This is a genomic window from Serratia sp. ID 25-353, from assembly GCF_054792795.1.
The window spans coordinates 2,199,901-2,212,457 of record NZ_CM139236.1; the positions used below are offsets into that span (position 1 = coordinate 2,199,901).

Annotated in this window: 14 protein-coding genes; 7 read left to right on the plus strand and 7 right to left on the minus strand. The window is 57.5% G+C overall.

Translation table 11 applies throughout. The features are described 5' to 3' along the window. Positions 1 to 14: 14 nt before the first annotated feature. On the minus strand, positions 15 to 1,499 hold the full coding sequence (locus ACYF6X_RS10520; protein WP_130017915.1) for a sugar ABC transporter ATP-binding protein: 1,485 nt from the start codon (positions 1,497 to 1,499) through the stop codon (positions 15 to 17). A gap of 75 nt (positions 1,500 to 1,574) precedes the next feature. Next, positions 1,575 to 2,504, minus strand: coding sequence for a sugar ABC transporter substrate-binding protein (locus ACYF6X_RS10525; protein ID WP_063989560.1), 930 nt, complete (start codon positions 2,502 to 2,504; stop codon positions 1,575 to 1,577). Between the two features lie 484 nt (positions 2,505 to 2,988). Between ACYF6X_RS10525 and ACYF6X_RS10530 the strand changes: the two genes are divergently transcribed. The 3 genes from ACYF6X_RS10530 to dcuR all read left to right on the plus strand — a co-directional run bounded on the left by ACYF6X_RS10530 (position 2,989) and on the right by dcuR (position 6,283). After that, positions 2,989 to 3,831 (plus strand): class I fructose-bisphosphate aldolase, encoded by an 843-nt coding sequence (locus tag ACYF6X_RS10530; RefSeq protein WP_130017914.1) that lies wholly within the window; start codon positions 2,989 to 2,991, stop codon positions 3,829 to 3,831. Positions 3,832 to 3,957: 126 nt separating this feature from the next. Continuing rightward, positions 3,958 to 5,571, plus strand: a complete 1,614-nt coding sequence (locus tag ACYF6X_RS10535) for a sensor histidine kinase (protein ID WP_063989559.1) — start codon at positions 3,958 to 3,960, stop codon at positions 5,569 to 5,571. Beyond that, complete coding sequence (gene dcuR, locus ACYF6X_RS10540; protein WP_063989558.1) at positions 5,564 to 6,283, plus strand: two-component system response regulator DcuR; 720 nt, start codon at positions 5,564 to 5,566, stop codon at positions 6,281 to 6,283. Before ACYF6X_RS10535 ends, dcuR begins: the two co-directional genes overlap by 8 nt. 37 nt (positions 6,284 to 6,320) lie before the next feature. Here dcuR and ACYF6X_RS10545 read toward each other — a convergent pair whose 3' ends face one another. The 3 genes from ACYF6X_RS10545 to fabV form a co-directional block, all read right to left on the minus strand. Beyond that, a complete protein-coding gene (locus ACYF6X_RS10545) occupies positions 6,321 to 6,656 on the minus strand; it encodes a hypothetical protein (RefSeq protein WP_130017913.1) in 336 nt (111 codons plus the stop codon). Between the two features lie 43 nt (positions 6,657 to 6,699). Further along, on the minus strand, positions 6,700 to 7,005 hold the full coding sequence (locus ACYF6X_RS10550; RefSeq protein WP_130017912.1) for a hypothetical protein: 306 nt from the start codon (positions 7,003 to 7,005) through the stop codon (positions 6,700 to 6,702). A gap of 616 nt (positions 7,006 to 7,621) precedes the next feature. Beyond that, positions 7,622 to 8,821, minus strand: coding sequence for an enoyl-ACP reductase FabV (gene fabV, locus ACYF6X_RS10555; RefSeq protein ID WP_063989555.1), 1,200 nt, complete (start codon positions 8,819 to 8,821; stop codon positions 7,622 to 7,624). 201 nt (positions 8,822 to 9,022) lie between these two features. Here fabV and ACYF6X_RS10560 point away from each other — a divergent pair, with 201 nt between their 5' ends. Next, the gene (locus ACYF6X_RS10560; RefSeq protein ID WP_242512542.1) at positions 9,023 to 9,859 is read left to right on the plus strand and encodes an aminoglycoside phosphotransferase family protein; all 837 of its coding nucleotides are present in this window, start codon (positions 9,023 to 9,025) and stop codon (positions 9,857 to 9,859) included. A gap of 39 nt (positions 9,860 to 9,898) precedes the next feature. Here ACYF6X_RS10560 and ACYF6X_RS10565 read toward each other — a convergent pair whose 3' ends face one another. Beyond that, positions 9,899 to 10,249, minus strand: coding sequence for a DUF4377 domain-containing protein (locus ACYF6X_RS10565; protein ID WP_025302454.1), 351 nt, complete (start codon positions 10,247 to 10,249; stop codon positions 9,899 to 9,901). A gap of 291 nt (positions 10,250 to 10,540) precedes the next feature. Between ACYF6X_RS10565 and ACYF6X_RS10570 the strand changes: the two genes are divergently transcribed. Both ACYF6X_RS10570 and ACYF6X_RS10575 read left to right on the plus strand, forming a co-directional pair. Further along, positions 10,541 to 10,885: a hypothetical protein gene (locus ACYF6X_RS10570; RefSeq protein WP_070914786.1), complete on the plus strand. Its 345-nt coding sequence runs from the start codon at positions 10,541 to 10,543 to the stop codon at positions 10,883 to 10,885. A gap of 73 nt (positions 10,886 to 10,958) precedes the next feature. Next, positions 10,959 to 11,177 (plus strand): hypothetical protein, encoded by a 219-nt coding sequence (locus ACYF6X_RS10575; protein WP_130017910.1) that lies wholly within the window; start codon positions 10,959 to 10,961, stop codon positions 11,175 to 11,177. Here the strand turns inward: ACYF6X_RS10575 and ACYF6X_RS10580 are convergent. Beyond that, positions 11,174 to 11,578, minus strand: a complete 405-nt coding sequence (locus ACYF6X_RS10580) for a hypothetical protein (RefSeq protein WP_130017909.1) — start codon at positions 11,576 to 11,578, stop codon at positions 11,174 to 11,176. The genes ACYF6X_RS10575 and ACYF6X_RS10580 overlap by 4 nt on opposite strands. Before the next feature lie 278 nt (positions 11,579 to 11,856). On the opposite strand from ACYF6X_RS10580, the gene ACYF6X_RS10585 reads away from it, so the two are divergent. After that, entirely contained in the window at positions 11,857 to 12,510 is a 654-nt protein-coding gene (locus ACYF6X_RS10585) for a hypothetical protein (RefSeq protein ID WP_197816638.1), read from the plus strand. The last annotated feature ends 47 nt before the right edge of the window (positions 12,511 to 12,557 follow it).

Here is a 12,557-nt window from a genome sequence, read left to right on the forward strand (position 1 = left end):
ATGTTCACCCTTCGTTATTCTGAGGCCAGCGCCAGGATCTTCTCCTGGTCCGCGTCGTCTTTGTCCAAAATGCCGGTGATGCGGCCGCCGTGCATCACCATCACCCGATCGCTCATGCCGAGGATCTCCGGCAGCTCGGAGGAGACCAGAATGATGGCAACGCCGCGGTTGGCCAGCTCGCTGATCAGGCGGTAGATTTCCGCTTTCGCCCCCACGTCGATGCCCCGCGTCGGTTCATCGAGGATCAGGATTTTCGGCTGCGCCAGCAGCCAGCGCGCGATCAGCACCTTCTGCTGGTTGCCGCCGCTGAGGTTATTGATGATCTGATCCATGGTCGGCGTTTTGATGTTGAGCTTTTTAATCTGATCCATGCAGTCTTTAGCCATCTGCACGTGGCTGACGAAACCGTTCTTGCCGATGTATTCCGACAGGTTGACGATGCTCATGTTCTCGACCACCGACAGCACCAGAAACAGGCCGGATTTCTTGCGGTCTTCGGTGAGAAACGCCAGCCCGCTCTCGATCGCCTTCGCCGGGGAATCCACCTTCACCGCCTGGCCTTCGATAAAGATCTCGCCGCCGTCCGCCGGGTGCATGCCGAACAGGCTTTCCATCACTTCACTGCGCCCGGCGCCCACCAGCCCGGCGACGCCGAGGATCTCACCGCGCTTGACGCTGAACGACACGTCATGGAACCAGCCGCTGCGGCGCAGCCCCGCCACCCGCAGCACTTCCTCGCCGATATTGTTGTTGAATTTGGGGAACATCTGCGTCAGTTCGCGCCCCACCATCATGGTGATCAGCGACTGCTTGGTCAGGTTTTCGGTTTTGTCGCAGGCGATGAAGGTGCCGTCGCGGAAGATACTCACTTCGTCGGTGATGGCGAAGATCTCGTCCATCTTGTGGCTGATATAGATGATGCCTTTGCCCTGCTCGCGCAGTTCGCGAATGATGGCGAACAGATGCACCACTTCGCCTTCGGTCAGCGCCGAGGTCGGTTCGTCCATGATCAACACGTCGGCGTTGTAGGATACCGCCTTGGCGATCTCCACCATCTGTTGGTTGGCGATGCTCAGTTCGCCCACCAGCGTGTCCGGCTGCAGTTTGATGTTCAGCCGCGCCAGCAGTGCGCGGGTCTGTTCGTTCAGCTGTTCGTGGTTGACAAACCCCAGCCGCGCCGGCTCACGCCCCAGCCAGATGTTTTCCGCCACCGTCATGTCGGGCACCAGGTTCAGCTCCTGGTGGATCATGGAAATGCCCGAATGCAGCGCCTGCAGCGTATCGCTGAAGGTGACCGGCCGCCCTTTGATTTTGATCGAGCCTTCGTCCGGGTGGTAGATGCCGATCAGGCATTTCATCAGCGTCGATTTGCCCGCGCCGTTTTCTCCCATCAGCGCGTGCACGCTGCCGGGTTTGATTTTAATCGAGACCTTATCCAGCGCTTTGACGCCGGGGAACTGCTTGCTGATGCCTTCGGCCTCAAGAACATAAGGGTACATACCGCTTACCTCCGCACTGACCCACGTTTTCCGCCGCGCTCGCCCCACACCGGCGCCCGCGGCGGGCTTCAAGGCTTATTTCTTGTTTTTATCGGCGAATTGCTGGTAATTGGCCTGGGTGATCAACTGGTAAGGGATCAGCACGTTGCTTTCCACTTTCTCGCCTTTCACCAGTTGAACGGCGGTCTGCACCGCGCCTTCGCCCTGGCCTTTGGCGTCCTGGAACACGCTCAGCGCCAGATCGCCCTTCTTGATGAACTCCAGCGCGTCCGGCGTGCCGTCAACGCCGGCCACCAGCACGCCGGATTTCTTGGCTTGCTTCAGCGCCAAAATAGCGCCGATGGCCATTTCGTCGTTGTTGGAGGCGATAGCGTCGATCTGCTGGCCGGACAAAATCCAGTCGGTGGTGACGTCCACCGCCTCTTTGCGGAAGAACTTGGCGGTTTGCTTGTCGACTATTTTGATGCCGGGGTAGTTGGCCGCCACCTCTTCCACGCCGCGGGTGCGATCGCGCGTGGCTTCGCTCGACAGCTCGCCCAACAGGATCATCACGTTGCCCTTGCCGTTCATCAGCTTGGCCAGCGCCTCCATCTGCAGCTTGCCGGCCAGCTTGGAGTCGGAGCCGACATAGGCCATGCCGGCCGGCAGCGCCACCTCCGGCTTACGGTTGACGAACACCAGCGGGATCTTGGCCTTCTCGGCCAGCTTGATCATTGGCTTGACGCCCTGGGTATCCACCGGGTTGAGGATGATGGCGTCGACGCCCTGGCTGACGAAGTTTTCGATTTGTTGAATTTGCTGCGCGATGTCGCCCTTGGCGTCTTCGAACTGGCCGCTGACGTTGCCGTCGGCCTTCATTTTGTTTTGCATCGACTGGCGCAGAATGGTGAGGAAGTTGTCATCGAAGTAAGCCATGGAAACGCCGATCTTGATGTCTTTCGCCAACACGCTGGCCGGCAGCATACACATCAGTACCGAGGCGGCGATCAGTTTCTTCAGCTTCATGTTCGTTACCCTTTAATCGTTAGAATGAAGAGGTCTGTTGGTTGACAGCTAATGAAAAATATTTTTTACATTCAAACAACATTACGGTCGGTGTTATCCCTTTGATACGGCGAATTTACCGTGTAATCGCCGTATTAAGGCCGTAGACAAAATGGTGATCGATATCTCAAAACAGATTAAAAACAACCAATTGAAATAAACCCCTGGCACAGCAAACGGCGTCTTTACCGTTTTATTAAATGTTTATTTCATAATTTAGATTATTGAAACTTTTTAACCCAAACAAGCGAAACATGCATTTTGGAATGGCTTATTAACAAAAACATGACACGGATCTAACAAATGAAATGAAAGCCGCCGGCAAGCGTCTCCCTTTCGTGCGCCGGCAAAAACTGCGAGCGGCCACGCAGTTTGCGGTTTCCGCGTTTCCCGACCATCCTTACTCGGCAATAATGGACATATCCCTATCTCAGGAGGACCTGACATGCAGCTCAGCAGTAAGGTGCGGATGAACCGCCTGTTCAACAACGGCAAGTGCCTGGATGTGGCGATCGATCACGGCATCGCCAACGAACCGGATTTCTTAATCGGTCTGGAAGATATCGAACGGGTGATGGGCAACCTGATCGCCGCGCGCCCCGACGCCATTCAGGTCAACTACGGCCAGGCGGATCTGCTGCAGCGCGCGCCGCAGCGCGAAAAGCCGGCGCTGGTGATGCGTACCGACGTCGGCAACGCCTATAACGCCGCGCGCCACCGCGAAATGTGGGCGGTGCTGCACAACTCGGAGGCGCCGATCCTCGCGGCGCTGCAAATGGACGCCGCCGCGGTGGTGGTCAATTTGTATATGATCCCGGATGAGCCCGGCATTTTCCGCCAGTGCGTGGAGAACATCGGCCGCCTGCGCCACGCCTGCGATCGCTACGCCATGCCGCTGATGATCGAACCGCTGGTGATGGCGCCGGCCGGCCAGGGCGCCGCCTACGGTTCGCTGGGTGACGTGGAGAAGATCGTGCCGCTGGTGCGGCTGGCGCGCGAACTGGGTGCCGACATCATCAAGGCCGATCCAACCGAGCGGGTGGAAGATTTTCATCGCGTGGTGGAAGCGGCGCGCTGCCCGACGCTGGTGCGCGGCGGCGGCAAGGGGGAGCTGGGCCCGGTGCTGGAGAAATCCGCCGCGCTGATGGCGCAGGGCGCCTCCGGCATGGTCTACGGCCGCAACGTCTATCAACACAGCAATCCGTCGCAGGTGGTGCGCGCGTTGATGGCAATCATCCATCAAGGCGCCAGCGGCCAGCAGGCGCTGGAGATCTACCATCAGCAGTGACCCGCTTTTTGTAACTAAAATAACCCCCTGCTCCCCCGGCAGCATGCTATAACCTGCTGCCGGTAACTGCAGCTTGCCTCATTCCTCGCTAGAATACGCCGTGATATCGCCATTCGGAGAACCGCCATGCCAAAACAACGGGTGCCGCTCAAGCTGAGCACCTCCATCACGCTGATGGTGTCCGCCATCATCGCTTCGGTGCTGCTGGTGGTGTTCGCGCTGTTTTTCGTGCAGATGAGCCGCGAGGGGCAAGATCAGCTGCAGCAGAAAGCCATCGCCGTCGCCAATACGCTGGCACTCTCCAGCACCGTGGTCGACGGCCTGCAGCGGCGCGACCAAAGCGGCGCCATTCAGCGCTTCGCCGAGCAGGTGCGCCATCAAAACGAGCTGCTGTTCGTGGTGGTGGTGGATATGCAGGGCATCCGCTATTCGCACCCCAAACCCTGGCTGATCGGCAAACATTTTATCGGCGACGATCTGGCCCCCGCGCTGCAAGGCACCGTCAACAGCGCCATCAACCGCGGCACGCTGGCCCCGGCGCTGCGGGTGTTCGTGCCGGTGTATGACGCGCAGAAACAGCAAATCGGCGTGGTGGCGCTCGGCATCGCGCTGGACACCGTGCAGCGAGTGGTGGCGGAGAGCCGCTGGATCATCTATTGGACCATCGCCTTCGCCGCGCTGGTTGGCAGCCTGGGTACCTTCTTCCTGGTCTCTGCGCTCAAACGCATCATGCTGGGTTTCGAGCCTTACGAAATCTCCAACCTGTTCGAACAGCGCAACGCCATGCTGCAATCGATTAAAGAAGGTGTGATCGCGGTCGATAATGAATCCCGCATCACCATCGTCAACGACGAGGCCAAGCGCCTGCTGCGCCAGAGTGGCCCGGTGGAAAACCTGCTGCTGGAAGCCGCCAGCAAGCATTGGCCGGCGCAGCTGCATCTGGCGGAGGTGCTGGCCAGCGGCGAACCGCTGCGCGATCGGCAGATCAGCTTCAACGGCAGCGAACTGCTGACCAATACCGTGCCGGTGATCGTCAACGGCCAGGTGACCGGTGCCATCGCCACCTTCCGCGACAAGACCGAGGTCAGCCGCCTGCTGCAGCGCCTGAGCGGCATGGCGCACTACGCTGACGCGCTGCGGGTGCAGTCACACGAATTTATGAACAAGCTGCACGTGATACTCGGCATGCTGCATATGAAGGCCTACCAGCAGTTGGAAAACTACATCATCAACACCGCCAGCAACTACCAGGAAGAGATCGGTGCGCTGCTGCGCAAGATCCACTCGCCGGAAGTGGCGGGCTTCTTCATCGGCAAGATCAGTCGCGCCCACGAAGCCGGCATCGAGCTGACCATCGAGGAAAACAGCCTGCTGCCGGAAACCGACGATGCGGAAACTACGCACGTGCTGATCAGCGTGCTCGGCAACCTGATCGAAAACGCCATCGACGCCATCGACGGCGTTGAGGGCCACGAGATCGGCCTGAGCTTCCATCACCACGACGATCAATTACACTGTATCGTCAGCGACGACGGCCCCGGCATCGATCCGGCGGTCGGCACGCGCATCTTCGAACACGGATTTTCCACCAAGGGGACGGGACGCGGTATCGGCCTGGCGCTGATCCGCAGCCATCTGGAGAAACTGGGCGGCAGCATCGATTTCGAATCCGAACCGGGCGAGCTGACCCAATTTTTCGTGCACCTTCCCTATCAGGCCAAGAGCAGAGCCCATGATTAACGTACTGATTGTCGACGACGACCCGATGGTGGCGGAGCTGAACAAATACTACCTGAGCCAGGTCGGCGGTTTTCACTGCCAGGCGACGGTCGCCAGCCTGAGCCAGGCGCGCGCCCTGCTGGCCGATGCCAGCGTCAGCATCGATCTGGTGTTGCTGGATATCTACATGCAGCAGGAGAACGGGCTGGATCTGCTGCCCGGCCTGCGCGAACTCGGCGAGAAAACCGATGTGATCATCATCTCCTCCGCCAGCGATGTGAACACGGTGCAAAAGGCGCTGCACTACGGCGTGGTGGATTATCTGATCAAACCGTTCCAGTTCAGCCGCTTCAAGGAGGCGCTGAGCCACTACCGGCAGCAGTCGCAGCTCTTGGCGCAGCGCGAGTTTTCGCAGGCCGACGTCGACAGCCTGCTGCGCCGCCAGCCCGGCGGCCAGGAGAGCAAGAAGCTGCCGAAGGGGCTGACCAGCATCACCCTGAGCACGGTGTGCGAGTGGATCGAACAGCAGCATGACAGCGAATTCTCCACCGACAACCTGGCCAACGCCATCGGCATTTCGCGGGTGTCCTGCCGCAAGTACCTCATTTATCTGGCGGAGAGCGGCATTCTCGGCACCCGTATTCTGTACGGCGCCACCGGCCGCCCGGTCTATCTGTATCAGCTGAAACCGGACGCGATCGCCATGCTGAAGGAGCATTGTCGCCCGGCCTAAACGACGCCGGGCGCTGATGGCGCCCGGACGGTTAATGTCAGAAGTTGTGCATGTAACACTTCGCCTCGGGATGAGGATCTTTCGAGTGTCTCCGTAGGCAACGCTGCTTTTTCTGCTTCTGCTCCAGGTTCCGCTGCTGCCGCTCGGCGGTCTCTGCCGCCTCGCGCTGCTGTTCCCGTGCAATCGCCTGCTCGTTGGCCAGCGTCAGGTTATCGACATTCCACACCTTGTGGCGCAATGCGTCGCGCTTTTGCTGATACTCCTCGGTGACCTTGCTGTCCTTGGGCGCCGCCGCATGGTATTCCAAATCCACCCGCGCCTGCGTGAAGCTGGCGCAACACAAGGCCACGCCGGCCAACACTATCCTTTTCATCAATGACTCCTTTTACATCGTTTTACTCTGTGCGCACGCCGGCTCAGCAACCGTTCGGCGATGCCGCCGGCTTTTCCTCTGAACGGGGCGCGCGCTGCCCGCCGGTGACGGGCGCTTTACCGGGCTCGATACCACACTCCGCCAGCCGCGCCAGCTCTTCCGCATCGCGCTCTGTCGGCGGCACTTCCTCGCTCATTTCCTGCCGCAGATCCTGCACCAGCGCTTTCAGCCGCTTTTGAAACAGCACCGGCGACATGCCTTCACATTGCCTGTCGTAGCGCGCTGCGCCGGCGCTTTGGCTCAGCGGCAGCAACAGCAAGAGAAAGATCGCGGCCATGTCCTTCGCCATGGGCAACTCCTTTGATTACACCGAAATAAACCGGCGGTTCCCTATAAGGAAAACGAATTATCTGCTAACACAATGAATAGTCAGGCCACGGCAGAATAACGCAGGAAAGGTAAACCCTCCGACAATATCGGCATAATGCGCGCATTAATTTGGCTGAATATATTTAGCGGCTTAACGATCGAATATTTTCGACCCATCGAAGGTGCCGCCAATGCCGACATTTCCTTCGTGCAATACCGAGGAGGCGGATTCACCCGCCATGATACGTTGCCGCTGCTCCCGCGTGGCAGGCTGCGGCTGAGACCAGTCTGGGGACGTCGACGTCGGCTGAATCGCGCTGCAAGCGCTCAACAACAATAACGATACCGGGGCCCAATAACGCCATGTCATCGCTTTCTCCTTAAAGGAAATAAAATACCCGCAGCCGGCGGTAAAGGTAAATAAAAAAATGACTTTCTTTAGTTTAATAACCGCCGTTATTTCAACGCCGCCCGCCGATGTTAATCACTTGGTTAACCTATTAACCTGAAATAAACATTTTCACTTAGCCATCCGATAATTCGCAGGCAATAAAAAAGGCCGGGCTAACCCGACCTTGTTTGACCGCTCGACGCACTTAGACCAGCTCGATCACATCGAAGTTGGCTTCGCCGCTCAGATCGGCGTCGTAGTCAACGCCCTGCAGACCAAAGCCGAACAGGCGCAGGAATTCCGCCTTGTAGCCCTGGTAATCGGTCAGTTCGTTGATGTTGTTGTCGTTCAGCTGCTGCCAGATTTCACGGCAGGTTTCCTGCACGGCGTCGCGCAGTTCCCAATCATCCAGACGCAGACGATGTTTCTCGTCGGTGTCCGGCGCCGCACCGCTGTACAGCTTGGTGGCGAACAGACGCTGGATCTGCTCGATGCAGCCTTCGTGAATGCCCTGCTCCTTCATGATCTTGAACACGATGGAGATATACAGCGGCATCACCGGAATAGCGGAGGAAGCCTGAGTCACCACCGACTTCAGCACCGCAACGTAAGCCGCGCCGCCTTTGGCCTGCAGCTTCTGGTTGATGACGTGCGCCGCGCGATCCAGATCTTCTTTCGCCTTACCCAGCGTACCGTGCCAGTAGATTGGCCAGGTCAGATCGGTACCGATGTAGGAGTAAGCGACAGACTGCGCGTTATCCGCCAGCACGCCCGCTTCGTCCAGCGCGTCCATCCACAGCTGCCAGTCCTGGCCGCCCATCACCTTCACGGTGTCGGCGATTTCTTGCTCGTTGGCCGGCTCGACCACGGCTTCAACCAGCACGTCTTTGTTGGTGTCCAACGCGACGGATTTGTACGGCTCGCCGATCGGCTTCAGTGCGGAACGCACCACTTCGCCGGTTTCCGGCATCTTACGCACCGGCGAAGCCAGCGAGTAAACCACCAGGTCAACCTGACCCAAGTCTTTTTTGATCAGATCGATCACGGTCTGACGGCACTCGTTGGAGAATGCGTCGCCGTTGATGCTTTTCGCGTACAGGCCTTCTTCTTTAGCTGCCTTGTCGAAACCGGCGGAGTTGTACCAACCGGCGGAACCGGTTTTGCCTTCGCTGCCAGGCTTCTCGAAAAATACGCCGATGGTGGCCGCACCGCTGCCGAAAGCGGCATTGATGCGCGAGGCCAGACCGTAACCGGTAGATGCACCAATGACCAGCACCTTTTTAGGCCCGTTTTTCAGTTCGCCGCGCGACTTAACGTAGGCGATTTGCTCACGGACGTTGGCTTCACAGCCTGCCGGGTGAGCGGTGGTGCAGATAAAACCACGAATTTTAGGTTTGATAATCATAGTAATTTTTTCTTGGTAGCTAAAAACCGAAGGACAATATACCTGATTTTCTCGATATACTTAAGAAAGTGCGAAAACAAGCGCAGTGAACAGACCAGTCGGGGCCGCGCCCCCGCGCCAGTGAAGGAGCCGTACCGGGTGAATGCCATTCCAAAAATACATGCCGATGAGGCCGAGATTTCCCTCCTCCATGTCCGAGCTATGCTCGCCGAACAATTCCCGGCTTGGGCGGCGTTGCCCATCGAACTCGTCACCACCGGCGGTACCGACAACGTGATGCTGCGGCTAGGCGACGAGCTGTTCATTCGCCTGCCGCGTACCACCTCGGCGGCCGAAGCGCTGGCTCGCGAGAACCGCTACCCCGCGTTGCTGGCGCCTCATCTGCCAGTGACGATTTCCGCGCCCTTGGCCCAGGGTAAGCCGAACGGCCGCTATCCTTTCGCCTGGAGCATCGGCCGCTGGATCACCGGCCGCACGCCCACCTGCGGCGAGTGCAGCCCGCTGCTGGCGACGCAATTGGGTGAGTTCGTGCGCGCACTCCACGCCATCCCAACCGCAGACTATGAAATCACCGCCTATCGCGGCGGCCCGGTCAGCGCCAGAGACGCCCTCACGCGCGAATCTATTGCCCAGTGCGCCCCTCACCTCGACGCTGCCGCCCTACTGCAAGCATGGGACAGCGTGAGCCAGGTGAGTGAAAACACCGGCGGCGCATGCTGGCTGCACACGGACATTCAACCCGGCAATCTGCTGATCGACAACGGTGAGCTGGCTGCGGTGATTGACTGGGGCGGCATCGCCATCGGCGATCCTGCGGTCGATATGATAGTTGCCTGGAATCTGATGGGAACGGAAGCCCGCGAGCATTTCCGCCAGGCGGTGAAAGTGGACGATGAGATCTGGCGGCGCGGCCGCGCCTGGGCGCTGTCGATTGGCGTTATCGCTTACGCCTACTATGTCGATAAGGAGCCTTCACTCACGCGCACATCACGCTACCAGCTGGAGCAGGTCGCGGCGGAGATGGGATTGACGCTATAAAACAGCAGGCCGGGCGCACTTCGCCCGGCCTGATAATCATTACGCCTTGTTCTTTTCCAGCTGCTCAATCAGCGTATAACGCAGCGATGAGGCATCGGCCGGCACGTTCTCCACCGGGGTAACAAGCACTTTCAGCCGATACTGATAACCCGGTTCGAAGGTGAAACCCTCGATGCCGGTATAGAACAACTCCCACGGCTGCTGCGCGGAGCGGCGCACCTGCATGCACTTCATCGGGCCGACGCCCACGCAGTCCACCAGCGCGCTATTCACCAGCAACACTTCCGTTTGGCCGCCTTTCTCGTTCGCGGGCTGATTCATCGAGGTTCCCTCCTGGCTGCAGCCGGCCAGCGCGGCCAACGCAACAAATAACAACGCTTTAATTTTCAATGTACTGCACCAATAGTCATGTAGGTCAGACGATCCTAACAAATTGGCCGGGTGAATTGAACCTTGCTGCGCGCCGCAGAAAGGCCATTCGTTGCAAAGGCCCGGGTGGCTCACGTTACCCTCTCGTCGAGAACATCATTCACCATCACTCTCATAAGCCTGAAAAATACCCTTAAATAAATTCCCTGTTCTTATCCGAACCGGTAATTACCCCCACTGTTTTTTCTGTTAAAAACAGCTGGCTTGCGCAAGTTTTACGCCATTTAACCGTATCGATAAAGAGGGAATTTTATGCAAGAGATCGAGGCCAAATACTTCCACCTGATCGCCGGCGCCGGTAACTTTGCCGACAACCGCGGTAGCAGCGGACGCGTCAATAACAACGGCGGCAACAAGAACGGGGGCGGTAAATCGTCGGACGGCAATATGTACCAGAAACACACCTCCCCGGACTGCATTAACGGCATCATCACCGGCTCACTAGGGGGGCTTGGCGGTCTGGCGCTGGGCGCGCTCAACGGCGGCTGTTTCAAAGAGGCCAGCAAAGGTGGCGGCAACGTCGGCATGGGGCAAGGCGGCAACAAGAGCAACTGCAATAACAATAGCAACAAGGGTGGCAACACCTGCTCTCGCTAAGCGGTTTTAATTAATCAAAGCACCGGCTGAGTCTTTCCGTTCAGTCGGCGCTTTCAGCATTTCGGTGATAACAATGTTTAAACTGTTCCGTACCTTGTGCCTGCTACTCGGCTTTTGGATCGCCACCCTGCTGCTCAGCGGCGCCGGGGTTTCTTTTACCCACGGCTACGCCGCGCCTAAAAACCTGTCGCATTTCGTCATCTCGCTGGTGGTGGTCGGCGCCATCCTGCTGTGGACCCATAAATTGCTGCGGTTCTTTTTTGCCGAGAAATTTGAGAAGAAGCCGCGTTAAGCCGTGTTCTCACTTTGGTCTTCGCCCGCAATGATAAAACCGGCATCACGAATCGCCGCCTTCACCTGCCTGGCGTCCATCACCGCCGTTTTCACATAGCCAAAAAAGGCCACCCGCACGCCGGGCAAATGGATTGGCGTCGCCAGTTGGGCACTGAGTTCGAGATTGCGCTGCGCCATCAGCTCGGCACGCGCCTGCCAAAACGCGGCGGGATCGGAAGGGGTTTCAGTGGCGTTTTCGAACAGAGACGCCAATTCGCTTAGCGCCTCCCACTCCGCCAACAGGGCGGCAACCACTTCGGGGTTGGCCATCTGCCCCCAGTCAGAGGGTAAAACCCCCTCACGCCACGCCTCGAGATAGCCGGGCAGCGCCCTCTTCAACCGACTCAACCGATCGTTCAAAACAGGTTTCCTTTTACAACGCCTAATACCTTGATATTCCCCATAATGCCACTTTCGTTTAACCGGTGATGGGAGCAATGACCGGAGCTTATCAGCGCCATAAATGACGTAATGACTTTTGGTGCGGCGAAATTAGCGATATGTGCGGGTGGGGGGGAGATCGGGTTGGGATGTAATCGCCAGATCAAAAGTGGGATTTTCGCTCTGGCGGCCACGTTGGCCAAGCATTGAAACATCTTCCCACGTCCGTTATGTTACAGCCATAAAAATTCCGAGGGATGAAAGTGAATAACACAGAGATAGTGGAACGGATAGTAAAAGTCATTGTCTCCCCAGAAACAGTTGTGGGGCTGCTTGACGGCGCAATGTCTGTGCCTGTCGATTTTGGCTATCTAGCTCTGGGCATTTTTGACACAAGCAATCGTCGCAAGATGGAAGACGAACGCATTCGCATGATGCGGGCAATGAAATCCGGTTTATTGAACTATCATCAAGTTATCAGAACGACTAAAATCATCATCGATGCATTCACTGCGCACATCCCACAAGAGACGCAAGACAAAATATTTAGGGCCGCAGGTTCCGCATCCGTCGGCAGAATGCTGACCACCTCCCTGATTTCATCGAGAATAGTGAATAGCGTCATATCAGCAGGCGGTGCGGCCATGATTACTCGAGGTGCAGGCGTAGCTACAAGCTTCACGCTGATGGCTGGCGGAATGATAGAACGAAGCATATACAAATCAATCGGCCTCGAACGTATGCATAGTGCGGTTTACTACAAGCTTAGAAGTGCCGGAAATTTGGACTTTATATACTTTTTAGTTCAACCCTATGTTGATCCATTCATAGAAGCTTTGGCTGTACGTAAAAACCAAGGTGATGCAGAGTTTAATAGATTGCTGCAAAACATTGAGGAAAAAATGAAATGAGAAAAGACAGCATCCATATCCGCATACTCTCTTTTTTCTTTGAATTT